We start from the raw sequence: 17652 nt of genomic DNA, 5'->3' as shown, positions 1-17652 counted from the left end.
GTGGCGTATTGCTATGACTGCAGGGAGTTTAGATAGTCACAGGCGTGGGGTCACGCGTTATAGCGCCGTTAAGGTAAAGTCGCCGCCTTCAGGAAGAAATTTCAGGTAACAAAGCATGATGGCGATTTTGCGGCAATCCGTGTTGAGCCTGGTAGCGCTGGTGGTCTTTGGCCTGCTGGGCAACGCCCAGGCGGGCACTTCGCCCATCGGCGTGGCCCTTGACCAGCGGGTGATCGACCTCACCAACACCCTGGATGCCGCCACCACCACCCGTCTGAAAAACCAGCTCGCCGACCTCGAACAGCGCAAAGGCTCGCAAGTGGCCGTGCTGCTGGTGCCCACCACCGGCGGCGCGAGCATCGAGGATTACGCCAACCAGCTGTTCCGCGCCTGGAAGCTGGGCCGCAAGGACATCAATGACGGTATCCTGCTGGTGGTGGCCAAGGAGGACCGCAAGGTGCGCATCGAAGTCGGCTATGGCCTGGAAGGCACGGTCACGGATTTGCTGGCCCATCGCATTATCGAAGAACACATCACGCCGGCGTTTCGCCAAGGGGATTTCGCGGGCGGTGTGTCCCAGGGAGTGAACGACCTGGTGGTGCTGGTAGACGGTGGTGATCTGCCCAAGATCGCGGGGCGGGGGATCAATCCCCAGTTCATTGCAATACTGCTGGCGTTTGTCATCGGCGCGGTTGGCGGTGTGCTGATCAGTGCCGGCAAGCTGCACTGGCGCCGCGCCTTGATTGCCACGGTGGCGGCCACCGTGCTGCTCGCGATCCTGGGCGGAGGGCGCGACTGGCTGGTGTTCTTGCTGGTGATGCCGTTGACCCTGCTCATCGGTGGCGCAACCTTCGGCGCATTGTGGATGGCACGCTCGGTGTTTTACTGCGTCGTCGGGCTGCTGGCGTACATCCTTGGGTTGGTGGTGATTGATCGTCAGTACGCCGACGTCAACTTCATCCATTGGCTGGTATTTCCGCTGGGTGCGCTGGTGGTGCTGGGTTTGTACCTGGTGCTGCTGGTGATCATGAAGGCTGCCTGGAAGCAAAGTCGCGTGGGGTTTGTCGCGCGGCTGTCGGCAGCGGTGGGGGTGTATGTGGCAGCGGGGGTGTTGATAGAACTCGGACGTGACGGCTGGCTGTACGCGTTCCCGATTGCCTCGTTTGCGGCGCTGTTCATCTTTGGCAAGACCGGCGGTGGCTCTGGGTCGAGCGATGGGTCGAGCGATGGGTCGAGCTCGGGATCCAGCAGCTCCGGTTCCAGCAGCTCCAGCTCCTCCGGTGGCGGTGGTTCCAGTGGCGGCGGCGGGGCGTCCGGGAGTTGGTAGAGCCGCTAGCGCGGTTTATAGCCTACCCAGCCTCTAAAGCTGAAGCCGGCGTAGAACAACTCGACACCCTCGAACCCGGCTTCTGTCATCAGGGCTTGATCAGCCTCGGGTGACAGCACCGGCAATTTCTCACTAATCGCCGCAATCGCTCGCTCGGCATCTGCTGCCGGCACGCCCGAATCCACCGCAAACGCGGCGTAGCGCTTCAGCCAGCGGGCCTTATCGTCCGGCGCCTGCGGGATGCTGTGATGCGCCACCACCAGCGGCGCGCCCGGTAACAGGCGTAACCACAATGCCTTGAGGGTTTGCAGGCGCTGTTCGGCCGGGATGAAGTGCAAGGTCAGCAGGCAGGTGGCGCCGTCGAAAGGTCCCAGCGGGGCGGTGTCGATATAGCCTTCGTGCAATTGAGTTCGCGCATTCAACGGACCCAAGGTGGCCTCTGCCAGCTTCAGCATCTCGGCCGATGGGTCTACCCCCACAAAACGCCAGCCCGGTTCCGCGTCGGCAAAGCGCTTCAACTCCAGGCCACCGCCCGCACCCAACACCAGCACCTTGCCCGTGACCGGCACGCGTTCGCGCAGCAGCAGGGTGGTCATGCGTTGCAGCCCATCGAAACCCGGCACCAGGCGCACGGGCCCCTCGGCGTAACGGGCGACGGCATCGGGGTCGGAAAAAAAGCTCATGCTGGGCTCCTGGACATTGGGCAGGGGTAAACCCTACTGCGGCAAGCCTGCACTGGCAACATTCGCAAGCGGCGGAGAATGGCGCGGCGCAGAGGGGGGCGGCTGCTGGGTTGTTTGGCAAAACCCTGAACGTCACAGCACCTTGGACAGAAATACCCGGCTGCTGCCTTCGGGCTCGCACGGGATCTCGCCGAAGCGTACCCAGCCGTGCTTCTCGTAAAACCCAGGTGCCTGGAAACTCAGGGTGTACAGCACCGCGTTTGTGCAACCCCGACGCCGGGCTTCATCTTCGAAGGCTTGCAGTAACTGACTGCCGAGCCCCGTGCCCCGTAATGAATCGGGCAGGTGGAACAGGTCGAGGAACGCCGTGCCCAACGTGGTTTTACCGGTGATGCCGCCGAGGACCTGCCGGGTGTCGGGGTCCTTGATCAGCACCGTCAGCAGGCACCGGTCGTTGTAGCCGGTGATGGCTTCATTGAAGGCCGCGAGACCGCTGCCCAAGATGCGCTCGGCGTCGGGGTTGGGTTGGTCACTGATGTCGATGCGCGGTGTGTTCATTGCTAGAGCGCCATCTCCATCTCATGCCACGCCATGCCACCGTGATCCGACGGCGACGGCTGCACGTACTGGTACCCCATGCGCTCATACAGCGGCACGTGGTGCTGCTTGCACATCAAGTGAATCGTCTGCTTGCCCATCGCCCGCATGCGCTGCACAAATTCGGTCATCAGCAGCCTGGAGTAACCCTTGCCCTGATGCGCCGGGTCGACCACCACCGACATGATCACCACGTTCGGCGCATCGGCCGAATGGCCCACCAACTCCTTGAACGCCTCGTCGGACATCACCACCTTGTGGGCGCAACCGCAGTTGATGAAACCCACCACCGCGTCATCCGCCTCCAGGATCAGAAAGCCTTGCGGGTACTGCGCAATACGCGTGGCGATCTTCTCCAGGGTCGCGGCTTCGTCACCTTCGTAGGCGGTGGTTTCGATTTCAAAGCAACGGGCGGCGTCGGCGGGGAGGGCGTTGCGGAAGGTGAGGGCGGGCATGGGCGTTTCCTGGGGGTGTTGACTGAAAGGTGACATTTTAGGTATCAGGCAACCGCATAGCCACAGGTCGGCGTATCAATGTGCGTTTTCTACGCCTTCATGACGAAGCGTCTGTGCGAACTGTTCCTTGAAACAGGTGATCTTTTGTTGGAGTTCGGGGGTATAGGTGCCATCAGGGCCATCCGGGCGGAAGTCAAACTTGATCGGATAGCCGTCCCCCGGCGTCTCGAAATTCGCAGGTCCCGGGCCGCCAACTTCCGCGTTCGGAAATGCCATGCCCACCGTTTCGGCGATCCTGAAGGCAATATTTATGGTTTTGTCGACATCACTCGCCTTGACCAGCACCTCGATTTTTCCTCTGGCGATAGGCGCGGTGTTGACGGTGTTCTCAAGTGCGCCAACCTGTGACTGAGAGACGACAGTTGATGCCGATAGAGGTTGAAACTGGATAGCAGACATTCTGGTACTCGCTGATGGAGGTTGATAGAACGGTTGAATACACGCTAGCCTTTATGGCTGTATGCGTCCGTCTGGTTCCAAAAGCGGAGCCTGTGCAAAAGGTAACGAGTCCAGACTCATTGTCATCGCACTGTCGTAAAGTCTGATCGCCACCACATTGGATTTTTGTGGGTCTGCGAATATCGCCCTGACTAGAACTCAACATACGAAGCTGATCCCTGTGGGAGCGCTCGAGCCTCAGCGAGGTCGCGATGACGTCGATGTAGCCATCATCCATCCCAGTCAAATCAGCAATTCCCAGCTCACCAGAAACCAAAAACCAGAAAACCCGCCTAAGCGGGTTTCCTCACGTACCGTAAACACATCTGCCACACCCTAGACCAGAATCCGGGCGGTATTGGCGACGGTATTGATATCGTATTCGGCATAGTTCGACACATTGGAATAGGCCGTCAGATGGAGGTAGGCAAGGGCGGCGTTAAGGCGCTCACTAGCGCACGCGTGCAACTCGCTGAGGGGCGCGTCCCTGTCGATGAGCAGGACTGGGTAGTCGGTTGCAACTTGGGATATGGGGGGGAAGCAGCGGGGGCGGGTATTGAGTCGTCATGCTGTAAGTCGTCAAGTAAGAAGAATTACCACCGGCTCTGCTGCGAAACAGACTGGGTGGCAGCTGTGCGCGGGGTCGCAGGCCGGACGATTTACACCAAAGCCCGGCAGACCCGAAGGTATCCCACGCACAACCGCCATAAAACATTCGGCAGTCTGGCTTGGCTGGGGCATGTCTGACGGTGTTTGGTGTGAACCGTTTTAGGGCTGAGAAATCCTGTCTCTGGGTAAGCCAGTGACGAAGGACTAGAAATGGTGAGACGAATGAGTGCAACCTAGATGAGTCACGGCGAAAGGGAGTGAACGAGTGGCCAATCTCAGTAGTGTATGAACGGGAGTGACATGTAAAGACGGCAAAATAAATCGACTTCGTTAGCAGTTTCGCTGATTGTGATTACAATTAGTCGTCATGTTTATTTTATGCCCGGAAAATACCAGCGTACTGAGCAAATTTGAAGATTTCACCTTCCGAATGACGCTGTAAAAACACAGCATATCAGTAGCGCATCTGGCGTCTGAATGTGCGAACATACTAGGCGTGAAAAAATTAGGGTTGCACGAGTATCTGAGCCTTAGGGACGCAACTGGTGCCAGCGCATGTACATTGCTTTGGGGGGGGGATGGAAAACTACGGATTGGCGTTTGAATCGCGGCGTGCTGATGTTGAAACACTAATGGCTTGCACAGTACCGCGAACTACGGCAGCAGCTCATCTAGGCGGAGTTGCCATTGAGTGTCGGCTCAAAGATTTAGTCGTAAAGTACCACGGCATTACGTTCTGGGGGGATCTCGGCACAAGAATGAGAGATTCACGCAGAGGACAGCCCATAGAGCGCCCAGGTCATGGGCTACTTTCCTCTCTTAGGCTAATGGGTGACCTCAACAAGAAGGCGCTTTTAGATCCTGCGTTTCTAATACATTTTAAGTCGAGTTATGAACCCCGGGGGCGCAACCTCGCATGACTTTATCGATCTCCGATATGTCGGTGAGAATTTGGCAGGAAACACTTTAAGCGATTGGCGCCAAAGTTTGCGGTACGTAATCGGCTGGCTCGAAAAGAATGGAGAAAAGTGATGAAGACGGCAATTGAGTTGCGCCAAGACTTAGACTCCCTCTATGGTGATTCTTATGAGCTGGATGTTGGTAGCAAAAATATAGCTATTTTAACTGTTGTGGATGAGTCGTTTGAAGGTTTAGATCGAGCGCAGCGCCTTGGGCCTGTGAAAACATTAGTTGAAAGTGCAGGGTTTCAGTTGTCTATCGCAGAGTTGTACACTCATGCAGAAGCTAGGGAGAGAGGAGTCTCCATCAGTCGTCCCGACCAAGAGCCACCTGCTAGCTGGGGTACTGCTGTATCAATGATTGCGTCTGGAAAAAGGCCCAATAGCCGACCTGCAGGCTCAAAACCTAGGCGTGTAGTGTTCTACTCTTATAAGGGTGGAGTGGGCAGAACTACTGCTTTGGTCCACACCGCTTTTCATTTGGCTCGGGGAGGTGAGCGGGTAGCTGTTGTGGATCTTGATGTAGAAGCTCCAGGGTTACATAAGCTTCTTCCTAGACAAGATGATCAAAAAATTGAAGCGGGGATTATTGACTTTCTCTGGGAGAGACAGGTATTACCTTTTGATTCGGAGGCAAGTGAGAATTTGACTACGTGTCTCGTAGCTTCCGGCGATATGCAGAAGAAGGCCATTTCTTATGTAGTTGAAGATGAGACAACACGTGCGGAGGTACATGTTATCCCTGCTGGAGTAGTAAGTAATGAGTACGTCCAGCGGTTGTTTACTCTTTCCTCAGAAGTGGCTCTCCATAGGGCTGACGATGCTTGGGGGATGTTCGAAAAAGAGCTGATTGAGCAAATTGATCCTGATGTGCTCTTAATTGATGCACGCACGGGGCTTGGAGATTGGGGGGGGCTATCGCTACTACGCCTTGCCGATGAAGCGTTTTTGGTTATGTTTCCAAGTGAGCAGAATGCTGAGGGTATAAAATTTGTAAGAGAGACAATTAGTAGTCTTTCTAACGTAAGTGTAAATCTTATTCTATCTCCTGTTCCTGAAGGTCCTATTGGTAAGGAGATTGTTTCTAAGTTCTTGCCATGCTTGCAGTTGGGAGAGGATGAGGTGCCAACTGAAGTTTACTATAACCCTGGAATTGCTGCGGCTATTACTTATCCTGTAGAAGCGGCAATGCCTGGATATGCAAGAATTGCTAATATTCTTATGGATTCTGAGGCGGAGGACAAAGCTGAAGCATCTATGAGTAGGGTTGATCGAAGGAAAGTTATTGAGTCTTTAAACTTTCCTGAGCGTGAGGCCAAAGCTATTGCGGCGAATGATTTCGAAACGTTTTTTCAAAAAACGTCTGATTTTGACAAGTTTTTAGACGATGCACGTTGGGTTGTCCGTGGTCGAAAAGGTACTGGTAAATCCACTTTGTTTCATTTGTTTGTAGAACATAAAAGTAATGCGATGAAACGTGCGCGTGGGCGCCTGGAAAGTGTGGATATATTGCCAGGGCATGGTCCATCTCCAATGTCGATATTTAGACCTACTACCGATGTGTTTGATGAGATACAGCGTGGGTTGGTGAAGGATCAGCATGACTGGCTCTCGTTTTGGAGGGCTTATGCTGTTGTCCGAATTTACGTCTCCAGAACTGACTTGTTTGACGCGCTCCCTCGTTCGGCGGGCATGAAGGTAATCAAAGATTATCTGAGGCAGTATTTTGGGAAGGTGTCAGGGGCTGACCACTGGAAATCTAGCCACACCCAAGCGATCTTAGGGTTGCTATCGGATCCTTTGAAAGGATTATGTCGAGATCTAATGATTGACATAAATGGGGCCCTTACCTCCGAAAATAATAAACTATGGCTTTTGTATGATGACTTGGATCAGGATATTAAGGAAGAGAGTCCTTGGCAGGAAGATGCATTGGGCGGGCTGTTGAGGCTTGCTTATGATTCGAATAATCAGGACTTACATAATATTCGCTTCAAGGTTTTTTTAAGGGAGGATATTTGGAGTAAGTTGGTTTTTACTAACAAAAGCCACTTTAGCGAACCTCGAACACTGCTGCTGCAATGGAAAATTGAGGATTTCCTCAGGCTAGCGTATAGATTGGTGACAGGAGGATCGCAAGAGTTTCGTTCCATAGCTCTGAGAGAGTTTCCTCTTACAGATTCAGAGGTTGATTCTGCGGGTGAGGAAGATTTACGCAAGGCTCTAGTGCCACTGTGGGGGTTGCGACAAGAGAAGGGTAAAAATGCTACTGTCGCAAAGTGGGTTTATAATCGCCTAACTGATGCTCAAGGTAATACTTATCCGCGCTCGTTAACTGTACTGCTTCATAATGCTAGAGAGGAAGAGCTGCGGATATTTAATGCGAAGCAACCTGCTACAGATCGCTTACTAAGCCCAAGATCAATGCAGTTAGGGTTAGAGACGGCCTCAGTTGAGCGAGTGAACGCTCTAAAAAATGAATATCCTCTGCTAAGACCTTTTTTAGAGGATATAGAAAACAACCAAACCTTGAGGTCGCAGTTCACTTCGGCTGAGCTCAGAGATGCTTGGAGCCGATCATCGGAGCCTTTCGGAGCATTTGAAGCTTTTGTTTCTCATTTGAGTTTGGCAGGGCTTTTGGTTAAGAAAAAACCAGGAGCTAAGTTTGATTTTGGTATTGCTAGTTTGTATATCGATGGTTTGAAGGTTACTAGGGTTCAAGGGGAAAAGAAGTAGCACCTTAGTTTTGATGTGAGTGCTTTTACAGATGAGAGTAATCAGATTTTTATTGGGGGGTTGAATGTTCTGATGCTTATAATTGATTTTTTCTTTTTTTTGATCGTGGAGGTTATCAGCTCTATGGGCGAAGATTGAGAAAGCTTTAACCAAGGCTCAATATCGAGTTGTTGAGGGATGGCTTAACTTTTTGACTCTTGAGTCGATTAAAAACTACCCGACATATTTGTTAAGGCGACTATGTCGGGTGGTGTGTTTGCTCGTTACATACGTTTGGTAATCAAACCCCTCCCACCAACTTCCCTCCGTCCATCCGCCGCTTATACGCACTGTCCCGACTCGCCAACCAGAAGTACAACGGCGACGTCACCACCAACCCCACCACCCAAGACAAATCCGCGCCGTTGATGTGTTCCGAAATCGGCCCCACGTACAGGGGCGTGTTCATGAACGGAATCTGCACCACAATCCCAATCCCATATGCCAACAACGCCTGCGGGTTGTATCGGCCGTAGATCCCGCCGTCCACGCGGAAGATCGAGGCAATGTCGTACTTGCCCTTATGGATGGCGTAGAAGTCGATCAGGTTGATCGCCGTCCACGGCACCAGGACCACCAGCAACACCAGCACCATGTCGACGAAGTGGCCGATGAAGTCTTTCGAGGCGAACACCGCCGCAATTGCGCAGGCTGCCAGCACCAGGATCGAGATCACTGCACGGCTTTTTGCCGTGGGAATCCAGCGGTACGCAAAGGTCTGCACCAGGGTGATGATCGACAGCACGGCGCCATACAGGTTGAGGGCGTTGTGGCTGATTACGCTGAGCAGGAACAACACCAGCATCAACGGGCCGATGGCGCCAGTGGCGAGTTTGACTGCGTCCATGGTGTCCATGCCGATCGGGGTGGCGAGGACGGCAACGGCGCCGAAGATGAACGACAGGCTGGAGCCCAGCGCCGAGCCGAGGTAGGTGGTCCAGAAGGTGGAGGCAACCGGTACATCGGCCGGCAGGTAGCGCGAGTAGTCGGAGACGTAGGGCGCGAATGCGATCTGCCACAACGCCGCCAGGGACACGGTCGCCAGCACGCCTGCGATGTTGAATTCACCGCGCGTCAGGAAGTCCGTGGTCTGCAGGTGGGTGAAGATGTAGCCGAACCCCAGCACGATCCCGGCGCCCAGCACCCAGGTGCCGATGCGGTTGAGCACGTGGATGAAGCGGTAGCCGATGATGCCGATGATCCCGGAACCGATCGCACCGATCACGATGCCTACCGGTACGGGCACGGCGTCGACCACACCGTGCAGGGATTTACCCGCGAGCACGATGTTGGAGGCAAAAAAACCGATGTACATGACGCCGGCGATCACCACCACCAGCAAGGCGCCGAGGGAGCCGAACTGGGCGCGGCTCTGGATCATTTGCGGAATGCCCATCTGCGGGCCCTGGGCCGAGTGCAGCGCCATCAGCACGCCGCCGACCAGGTGGCCGACAAGAATGGCGACGATGCCCCACACCAGGTTGAGGTGAAACAGTTGCACACCCAGTGCGCCCGTGACGATGGGCAACGGCGCGATGTTGCCGCCGAACCACAGGGTGAACAGGTCTCTTACCTTTCCATGGCGATCTTCCGGGGGCACGTATCCAATCGTGTGTTTTTCGATAAGCGGGGCGGAGGATGTTGCAGTGGTAACCATGACGAGCTCCAAGGCAAGGTGAGTACGTTGACGTACTTCGCTGTGCGCCACCGGCGTGGCGCTTTGTTGTTGGTGTGATGATCTGCAATGGGCGCGGGGAGGTAAATTAGTAAGTTTGTTGCTATAGACCTTAAAAAATATAGCTCGCGCCTTGCCGCGCTCCGGTATGTTGCCTACACCTGTTTTGCGGGCGAAGTCCCACGTTTTTGGAGGTCCCGATGGCTGCCTATAACCTGCGCCAACTCAGATATTTCGTCACCACGGCCGAGTGCGGCAGTGTCGCCGAGGCGTCGCGCAAGCTGTATATCGCGCAGCCGTCGGTGTCCACGGCGATCAAGCAGCTCGAAGACAGCTTTGGCGTGCAGTTGTTTATCCGTCATCACGCCCAGGGCGTGTCGCTCACCCCCAGCGGCGCGCGGTTTTATCGCAAAGCGCTGGAACTGCTGCGGGTGGCCCATGAGTTCGAGCAGAACGCCCTGGCGGACAATGATGTGGTGGCCGGGCAGATCGATATCGGCTGCTTTGAAACCGTGGCGCCACTCTACCTGCCGCGCCTGATCGCCGGTTTCAAGGCGCGTTGGCCGGGGGTGGAGATCCGTATTCGTGATGGCGAACAGCAGGAGCTAGTGCAAGCGCTGACGGCGGGCAGCATCGACGTGGCCATGCTGTTCGAGCACGACTTGGGCGCCACCATCGAGACCACGCCGTTGATGCCGCCGCAGCAACCTTATGCGCTGTTGCCGGCCGATCATCGCTTTGCGCAACAAGCCAAGGTGTCGCTGGCAGACCTGGTGCTGGAACCGATGATTCTGCTGGACGTGCTGCCCAGTCGGACCTACTTCGTGAGCATCTTTGAAGAGCGCGGGCTGACGCCGAATATCGTGTTCAGCTCGCCGTCGATCGAGATGGTGCGGGGCATGGTGGGGCGGGGGTTCGGCTTTTCGATTCTGGTGACCAAGCCGTTCACTGAGTACACCTATGATGGGCAAAAGGTGGTGTGTGTGCCGCTGGCGGAGACGGTGACCGGCTCAGGCTTGTCAGCGGTATGGTTACGGCGGGCGCCGCTGACCAAACCGGTGCAGCTCTTCGTCGACTACTGCCGCGAAGAACTCGCCCGCCTGCTCGGCTGACAGAAATCCCCTGTAGGAGCCGGCTCCTACAGGGGAACGGTGATCTACGCGCGAATCGAGTCCAGCATCCGCCCCAGCATCGCGTCACACCCCGCCAGTTGTTCCAGGCTCACAAACTCATCCGGCTTATGCCCCTGGTCCATGCTCCCCGGCCCGCACACCACCGTGGGAATACCCACGGCGTCAAACAACCCACCCTCGGTCCCAAACGCTACCGTACCGAACGCCCGCGAGCCGGAAAACGCGGCGATCAACTCCGCCGCCTGGCTGCGCTCATCGGTGACCAACCCGGGGTACGCCGACAACTCGGTAAAGCGAATCGCACTCTGCGCGCTCACCGCCTGCATGCGCGGCAACACTTGTTGCTCGGCGTAGGCCTTCAGTTCGTCAGCCACTTCGGCTGGATCCTGCAACGGCAACGCACGCACTTCAAAATCAAACCGGCAATCCGCCGGCACGATATTCAGCGCCTTGCCGCCGCTGATCACCCCGGTCTGGACCGTGCTGAACGGTGGATCAAAGCGCGCATCCTGTGTCTCTCGCAGGCGCTGGCCGATCCGTCCCAGCTCGCCGATCAACTCGGCGGCGTGTTTGATCGCGTTCACCCCATACGGCGCATAGGCCGAATGACACGCCTCGCCATGCACGTCGCAGCGCATCGCCAGTTTGCCCTTGTGGCCGAGCACCGGTTTGAGTTCGGTGGGTTCGCCGATGATGCACAGCATGGGTTTCACTGGCCGTAATTCAAGCACCTTGAGTAACGAACGCACGCCCAGGCAACCGACTTCTTCGTCATAGGACAGTGCGATGTGCACCGGCATCCGCAGCGGCGCCGCGACCAATGCCGGCACCAGTGCCAACACGCAGGCGATATAACCCTTCATGTCGGCGGTGCCGCGGCCGAACAGCTTGCCGTCGCGTTCGGTCAGCTCGAACGGCGGTACGGTCCAGGGCTGGCCGTCCACCGGTACCACATCGGTGTGTCCCGACAGCACGATCCCCGGCAACTCAACCGGGCCCACGCTGGCAAACAAATTGGCCTTGCTGCGATCTTCGTTGTAGACCAACTCGCTGGATACCCCGAAACCGGCCAGGTAATCGCGTACAAACTCGATCAGTTGCAGGTTTGACTCGCGACTGGTGGTGTCAAACCCCACCAGCGTCTGCAGCAGTTCGCGGCTGCTGCTCATCGGTCGTCTCCCGCTACGCCGTAGCCGGGCGAACGGTCCGGGGCGAGGGCGCGGTCGATGTAGTCCTGCACTTGCGGGCGATAGGCATCCCACAGCTTTTGCAATTCAAGGATCGGTTGTTCATCGGCCCAATCAACCCGCAAATTGATGATCGGCCAGGTCAGTTCGCCCACCACCACCAGCGCGGCGGAATGCACCGGGCCCGCTTCGCCACCGGCGGCAATGGCGGCGTGCATGGCTGCCAGCAACCGGTCCGCCAACTGGCCTTCGCCTTGCTCGAAGGCGCTGACCATGGCCTCGATCACCGCACGGTCGGCAAGCATATTGCCCGCCGCCACGCACTGTTCGCCCGACACCGCATTATGGGTGCCGAGGGTTTCACTGCCGCTGAAATGCACGCTACGCCCCAGGTGATCAATCGCCGTGAGTTGCCGGTACTGGCTGTAGCCGTTGCGGGTCAGTGCCGTGTCGATGGCCTCGGCGGGGGCCAGGCCTTGTTCCAGCAAGTCGAGCACGTCCGGGCCCAGGGCCGGCAGCGTAATGTTCTGGGTCGACACCGCACCCACGCCTGGGCGCAGCCACGGGCAACGGGCGCCCACGGCGATGCTCGACGAGCTGATGGCAATGCCCAGTTGGCCGGTTTCGGCGCACCGGCCGACGATTGAAAAGGTCATGTGCGGCTCCTTACTCGGGGATAACGGCGATCACATCGATTTCCATCAACCACTGCGGCTGGCCGAGGGCCGACACCACCAGCCCGGTGGAGATCGGGAACACGCCCTTGAGCCACTTGCCAACTTCCTGATACACCGGCTCGCGGTAGCGCGGGTCGATCAGGTAGGTGGTGGTCTTGACGATATGGCTGAGGTCGCTGCCGGCTTCCTCCAGCAGTTGCTTGACGTTTTTCATCGCTTGCTCGGCCTGGGCACGCGGGTCGCCAAGGCCGATCAGGTTGCCGTCGAAATCGGTGCCGACCTGGCCGCGTACATACACGGTATTGCCAGCGCGCACGGCCTGGCACAGGTCGTTGTCCAGGCTCTGGTTGGGGTAGGTTTCCTTGGTGTTGAACATGCGGATACGAGTGTGAGTAGGCATCAAAAAAACTCCGGCAATAAAGTGATCAGGCGCTGACAGGGGAGGGGCGAGCCACCGGGGCGGCTTCGCGGTACTCAAGGTATTGACGCTGGATGGCGATGTGGTCGGCGACGTACTTGGCGTCGTGCCACACCCCCCAGATAAACGACGAACCACGGCGTGACTGCCACGGCAGGCCCAGGAAGTAGATCCCGGCCTCGCTGGACACGCCGCGCTGGTGCTGGGGTTTGCCGGCGGCGTCGAAGGCCGCCACATTCAACCAGCTGTAGTCCACCGCAAAACCGGTGGCCCAGATGATCGAGGTGACGCCGGCCTTGGCCAGGTCCAGTTCCAGGATCGGGTTCTTGATGCAGTCCGCGTCGGGGAACACGTGACGGGCTTCGGGCTCCAGCGGCAGGTCCAGGCCGTTGCGCTCGATGTAGGCATCGGCGGCATCCAGCAGGGCCAGGTAGTTTTCATCGCCGCGTGCGAGGTTTTCCACCAGGTTCGGCTGGAACGTGGCAACGTTGCCATTGAACGCTTGGGTCAGGCCGACCAGGGTCATGCCTTGCTGGGCCAGCTCGCGAAAGTCGATGGTTTTGCCGCCGTGTGCGCCGCTGACCGCAATGGTCACGTGTTCGCGGCCGGGCTTCATGGCTGCCTGGTCCCACTCGCCCAGTACACCCAGCCACCAGCAGAAGTCGCGATTGCGGTAAGCGCGAGGCGGGCGGTCGTGGGCGCCGACCGAGAGGTACACCTGACGCCCGGAGCGCTGCAATTCATCGGCAATCTGCACGCCGGATGAACCGGCCCCCACCACCAGCACGGCGCCGGCTGGCAGTTGCGCGGGGTTGCGATAGTCGGCGGAGTGGATCTGGTGCAGCGCGGTGTCGTTGGGCGCGATGGCCGGGATCACCGGCTTCTGGAACGGCCCGGTCGCCGCCACTACCCGGTTGGCTTCGATCACCCCTTCACTGGTGTGCACGGTAAAGCCAGGGCGGCCGACATTGCGGACCACCGACAACACGTCAACGCCGGTGCGGATCGGCGCATTGAACTTGCGGGCATAGGCTTCAAAGTAATCGGCCACGCGTTCCTTGGGCGCAAAGCCATCCGGGGCAACCGTGTCGAACTCCAGGCCGGGGAACCGGTCATGCCAGGCCGGCCCGTTGGCCACCAGCGAATCCCATCGTCCGGTGCGCCAGCGCTCGGCAATACGGCTGCGCTCCAGCACCAAGTGGGGTACGCCTTGCTTGCTCAGATGCTCGCTCATGGCCACGCCAGCTTGACCGGCGCCCACCACCAGGGTGTCTGTTTTTGTTATTGCTTCAGTCATGTCTCTGTCCTTGCGTAATGCAGTTGGATTCAGCGTTGGCATGACTTCAAGGCTAGGGGGAGGGGGGTTATAAATAAAATATTATTAAGCTGGGAAGTGAGCATAAATATCGGATGCAGAGCGCTGGGGCGCGTCACAAAAGTGTGCCAATCTGATCGGCCCTTCACCTCAGGCACAGCCCATGTTCAACCTTCGTGTGATGACCCCAGCCGACTACGACGCCGTTCTCGCCCTCATGCAAAACACCCCCGGTATCTCCCTGCGCGACGCCGACTCCCGTGAGGCCACCGAGCGCTACCTGGCACGCAACCCCGGCATGAGTTTTGTGGCCGAAGCCGAAGGTCAGTTGATCGCCTGCGTGATGTGCGGCCACGATGGGCGCCGTGGTTACCTGCAGCATTTGCTGGTACTGCCGGACTATCGCCGCCAAGGCATCGCGCAGGCGCTGACGCAACGTTGCCTCGACGTGCTGGCGCAACTGGGCATCCACAAATGCCACCTCGATGTGTTCAAGACCAACACCCGTGCCGCCCATTATTGGCAGGGTCAGGGCTGGACGCTGCGCACTGACATCGACCGCTATTCCTTCACCCGCCCCGGTGATGAAAACGCCTAGAACTCCCCGGAATACTTCACCGCGGCCGCCGCCCGGGAGGGCACATCCAGGGTGCGCAACAGCGACGACACATGAATGCGCACGGTGAACGGCGAGATAGCCAGGGCTTTGGCGATTTCCTTGTTGGTCTTGCCCTGGGCGATCAGGCTCAGCACGTCTTGCTGGCGGGCGGTGAGGGTGTGGGTGTCCAGCGGCAACAGGCCGGATGGGGCGAACTTGACCAGGACTTCACCGTCGCGGATCGCCAGCAACGCCTGGCCGATCTCGTCGGGGGCGATGTTCTTGCCGATGAAGCCGTCCGCGCCCAGGGCCATCACCTGGTCGATCAACGCCGGGTCGTCCACCATCGACACCACGATCAATGTGGTGCGCCGTAATTGCTGGCGCAGTTCGACCAGTTGGCTCATGCAGGTCAGGCCGGGGAAGCGCAGGTCGAGGATCAGTGTGTCGATATCGCCGCCTTCGCGGATCAACGCAAGCACGCTGTCGAGGTCGCCGGCTTCCTGCACCTGGGCGTGCGGTAGCAGGCGCTGCACGGTGCGCAGCATGCCTTCGCGGAACATCGGGTGGTCATCGGCGATGATGATACGGCCGGTCATGGGGTGCTCCTCCCTGGGGCAGGGTTATGCCGTTGCATGCTACCTTACCACCGCGCTCAGGGCCTGCCTGTGGCGCATGACGGATTTGTTGATTGCCGCACAAGGACGTAACCCATGAGTCTTGAGACCAACTCCGAACTCGACCAGGCCAACCTGCGCATTGTGGTGGCCACCATCGCTGTCGTGTACATCACCGCTCTGGGCTTTTTGCCCGGACAGTCGATGGACACCTACCTGCCGGTGATCCTGTATATCGTCCTGTTCCTGCTCGCCTCCATCGCGTTGCGCCAGGTGATCGCACGTTGGCCCGGGCATTACCCGGCGCGGCGGATTTTCGGGATGCTCCACGACTACACCGGCACCTCGTTCGGCATGGTGGTGGGCGGCGAAGCGGCATTGCCGCTGTATGCGGTGATGGTCTGGGTCAACCTGGGCAACGGCATGCGCTATGGCTCGCGCTACCTGGCGATTGCCACGGCATTGGCGTTGCTGGCGCTGCTGGTGGTGTATCGGCTCACGCCGGTGTGGCAGGCGCAGCCTTTCATGGTGCTGATGCTGATGATCACCAGCACGGTGATCCCGGTGTACGCGCATATCCTGCTGGAGCGCACGCGCAAGGCATCCGAGCAGGCCATCGCCGCCAACCTGGAAAAATCCCGTTTCCTCGCCCAGGCCAGCCATGATTTGCGCCAACCCATCCACTCCATTGGCCTGTTTACCGCGTGCCTGCGCGAAGCCCGGCTGGGCGATGAAGAGCGGCGCCTGGTGGATAACATCGACCGTTCGCTGCTGAACGTGTCGCAATTGTTCCGCTCGATTCTCGACCTCTACACCCTCGACAACGGCCGCCTGATGCCTAAATACCAGGCGGTGCACCTGGGCGAGTTCCTTGCCGACCTGGTGCGCCAGAACGCCGAGGCCGCGCGTTGGGCCGGGGTGGAGCTGCGCCTGCGGCCTTGCGCGCACTGGGTGCTGGTCGACCCGGCGCTGTTGGCTACCATGGTGCAGAACGTGCTGTCCAATTGCTTCAAATACGGTGCGCACCGCCCTGTGCTCATTGGCGTGCGCATTCGCGACGGCGGCTTGGCGGTGGAGATTCATGACCGGGGCCGGGGGATTGCCGAGGAGCATCTATCAAAGGTCTTCGAGGAGTTTTATCGAGTGCGCCACCTGCGTGACAAGGACGTCGAAGGCGTCGGCCTTGGACTGTCCATCGTCAAGCGCCTGGGGCAGTTGATGGGGGTGCAAGTAGGCCTGCGCTCACGGGTGGGCCATGGTACTTCTGTAAGCCTGTATGGCTTGACCCTGGCCTCTGCGCCACGTGCCACGGCACCGCGCGACGACACGCGCCAGGCCGGGCTCTTGACCGGGTTGAAGGTGTGCCTGGTGGAAGATGACCATAACGTAATGCTCGCCACCCAGGCGCTGCTGGAGCGCTGGGGGTGCGAGGTGCAGGCGGAGTCTTCGGGGCGTGCTCTGGTCAGTGACTGCGACATCATCGTCGCCGACTACGACCTGGGCAACCACGCTACTGGTATCGAATGCATCGATGCGCTGCGCGAGCAACGTGGCTGGGCCGTTCCTGCGCTGATTCTCACCGGGCATGACGTGGAGAGAATCCAGGCCGCCTTGCACGACCGCCGGATCGCCATTCTCTCCAAGCCGGTGCGTCCCGCCGAACTGCGCGGGACCTTGCGCGCCCTGAGCCAGCAGACAGTTACTGGGTGAAGCCCTGCAGTGGGTTGCCGCGTGCACCTTTGGGTTGGCAGTAGGCCGCAGGCTTCATCATGCCAAAGCTGGCCACGGCGAACATGCCGCCGCTGGCACCGCTGGGCACTGAGCAGTTGTACTCGCCGGAGGCGGCACTGGCGACGTAGTAGGTGGTCATCGAGTCGCTGCGCACATTGGAAATACGCTTGACCGGTTCGCCCAGGTTGGTCTCCGACAGCGTCTTGAGGTGATCTTCGGTAGGTTTGATGTTGCTGCAGCCGGCGACGCCGATGATCAGGGCGCCCAACAGGGTGAGGCGGGTAACGGAGGATTGCAGTTTCATGGTGCTTCTTCCTTGGGGTTGTTATGGTTTTTCCAGCGCACAACGCGCCCACGCGCAAGAAATGCACGGTGCCGGAGGAGCGCTGGAAGTGCCG

16 protein-coding genes are annotated in these 17652 nt (G+C 58.4%); 5 read left to right on the top strand and 11 right to left on the bottom strand.

Annotated elements, in window-relative coordinates; all coding sequences use genetic code 11:
• Window positions 1-115: 115 nt before the first annotated feature.
• Window positions 116-1327 (top strand): TPM domain-containing protein, encoded by a 1212-nt coding sequence (locus KUA23_RS17400; RefSeq protein ID WP_252992505.1) that lies wholly within the window; start codon window positions 116-118, stop codon window positions 1325-1327.
• A 5-nt stretch (window positions 1328-1332) separates the two neighbouring features.
• Here KUA23_RS17400 and KUA23_RS17395 read toward each other — a convergent pair whose 3' ends face one another.
• The 4 genes from KUA23_RS17395 to KUA23_RS17380 all read right to left on the bottom strand — a co-directional run bounded on the left by KUA23_RS17395 (window position 1333) and on the right by KUA23_RS17380 (window position 3521).
• On the bottom strand, window positions 1333-2010 hold the full coding sequence (locus tag KUA23_RS17395) for a class I SAM-dependent methyltransferase (protein ID WP_252992504.1): 678 nt from the start codon (window positions 2008-2010) through the stop codon (window positions 1333-1335).
• A gap of 132 nt (window positions 2011-2142) precedes the next feature.
• Window positions 2143-2568 carry a GNAT family N-acetyltransferase gene (locus KUA23_RS17390; protein WP_099491739.1) on the bottom strand — a complete coding sequence of 142 codons (426 nt, stop codon included), beginning with the start codon at window positions 2566-2568 and terminating at the stop codon, window positions 2143-2145.
• A 2-nt stretch (window positions 2569-2570) separates the two neighbouring features.
• Complete coding sequence (locus KUA23_RS17385) at window positions 2571-3062, bottom strand: GNAT family N-acetyltransferase (protein ID WP_252992503.1); 492 nt, start codon at window positions 3060-3062, stop codon at window positions 2571-2573.
• A 75-nt stretch (window positions 3063-3137) separates the two neighbouring features.
• Window positions 3138-3521: a hypothetical protein gene (locus KUA23_RS17380; RefSeq protein WP_252992502.1), complete on the bottom strand. Its 384-nt coding sequence runs from the start codon at window positions 3519-3521 to the stop codon at window positions 3138-3140.
• 1679 nt (window positions 3522-5200) lie between these two features.
• Here KUA23_RS17380 and KUA23_RS17370 point away from each other — a divergent pair.
• Complete coding sequence (locus KUA23_RS17370) at window positions 5201-7864, top strand: tyrosine-protein kinase family protein (RefSeq protein ID WP_346356344.1); 2664 nt, start codon at window positions 5201-5203, stop codon at window positions 7862-7864.
• A gap of 280 nt (window positions 7865-8144) precedes the next feature.
• Here the strand turns inward: KUA23_RS17370 and KUA23_RS17365 are convergent, their stop codons facing one another.
• Window positions 8145-9560 carry a purine-cytosine permease family protein gene (locus KUA23_RS17365; protein ID WP_078048857.1) on the bottom strand — a complete coding sequence of 472 codons (1416 nt, stop codon included), beginning with the start codon at window positions 9558-9560 and terminating at the stop codon, window positions 8145-8147.
• Window positions 9561-9778: 218 nt separating this feature from the next.
• Between KUA23_RS17365 and KUA23_RS17360 the strand changes: the two genes are divergently transcribed.
• Window positions 9779-10690: a LysR substrate-binding domain-containing protein gene (locus KUA23_RS17360; protein ID WP_033896676.1), complete on the top strand. Its 912-nt coding sequence runs from the start codon at window positions 9779-9781 to the stop codon at window positions 10688-10690.
• Between the two features lie 44 nt (window positions 10691-10734).
• On the opposite strand, the gene argE is transcribed toward KUA23_RS17360, so the two are convergent.
• The 4 genes from argE to KUA23_RS17340 are packed head-to-tail and all read right to left on the bottom strand — an operon-like array spanning window position 10735 to window position 14332.
• Window positions 10735-11880: an acetylornithine deacetylase gene (gene argE / locus KUA23_RS17355; RefSeq protein ID WP_252992499.1), complete on the bottom strand. Its 1146-nt coding sequence runs from the start codon at window positions 11878-11880 to the stop codon at window positions 10735-10737.
• Window positions 11877-12554 carry a DUF1028 domain-containing protein gene (locus KUA23_RS17350; RefSeq protein ID WP_078048855.1) on the bottom strand — a complete coding sequence of 226 codons (678 nt, stop codon included), beginning with the start codon at window positions 12552-12554 and terminating at the stop codon, window positions 11877-11879. Before KUA23_RS17350 ends, argE begins: the two co-directional genes overlap by 4 nt.
• Window positions 12555-12564: 10 nt before the next feature.
• Window positions 12565-12975, bottom strand: coding sequence for a RidA family protein (locus tag KUA23_RS17345; protein ID WP_003207327.1), 411 nt, complete (start codon window positions 12973-12975; stop codon window positions 12565-12567).
• Between the two features lie 25 nt (window positions 12976-13000).
• Window positions 13001-14332: a flavin-containing monooxygenase gene (locus KUA23_RS17340; protein ID WP_371857049.1), complete on the bottom strand. Its 1332-nt coding sequence runs from the start codon at window positions 14330-14332 to the stop codon at window positions 13001-13003.
• A 139-nt stretch (window positions 14333-14471) separates the two neighbouring features.
• Between KUA23_RS17340 and KUA23_RS17335 the strand changes: the two genes are divergently transcribed.
• Window positions 14472-14906 (top strand): GNAT family N-acetyltransferase, encoded by a 435-nt coding sequence (locus tag KUA23_RS17335; RefSeq protein ID WP_099491729.1) that lies wholly within the window; start codon window positions 14472-14474, stop codon window positions 14904-14906.
• Here KUA23_RS17335 and KUA23_RS17330 read toward each other — a convergent pair.
• The gene (locus KUA23_RS17330) at window positions 14903-15505 is read right to left on the bottom strand and encodes a response regulator transcription factor (RefSeq protein ID WP_252992498.1); all 603 of its coding nucleotides are present in this window, start codon (window positions 15503-15505) and stop codon (window positions 14903-14905) included. The genes KUA23_RS17335 and KUA23_RS17330 overlap by 4 nt on opposite strands.
• A 114-nt stretch (window positions 15506-15619) precedes the next feature.
• On the opposite strand from KUA23_RS17330, the gene KUA23_RS17325 reads away from it, so the two are divergent.
• A complete protein-coding gene (locus KUA23_RS17325; RefSeq protein WP_252992497.1) occupies window positions 15620-17233 on the top strand; it encodes a hybrid sensor histidine kinase/response regulator in 1614 nt (537 codons plus the stop codon).
• Here the strand turns inward: KUA23_RS17325 and KUA23_RS17320 are convergent.
• Window positions 17223-17558, bottom strand: a complete 336-nt coding sequence (locus tag KUA23_RS17320) for a hypothetical protein (RefSeq protein ID WP_033896666.1) — start codon at window positions 17556-17558, stop codon at window positions 17223-17225. The genes KUA23_RS17325 and KUA23_RS17320 overlap by 11 nt on opposite strands.
• Window positions 17559-17652 lie beyond the last annotated feature (94 nt).

The organism is Pseudomonas pergaminensis, from assembly GCF_024112395.2.
GTDB classification, from domain to species: domain Bacteria; phylum Pseudomonadota; class Gammaproteobacteria; order Pseudomonadales; family Pseudomonadaceae; genus Aquipseudomonas; species Aquipseudomonas pergaminensis.
The sequence above is the reverse complement of the archived record's forward strand: the minus strand, read 5'-3'. Positions and strand labels throughout refer to the sequence as shown.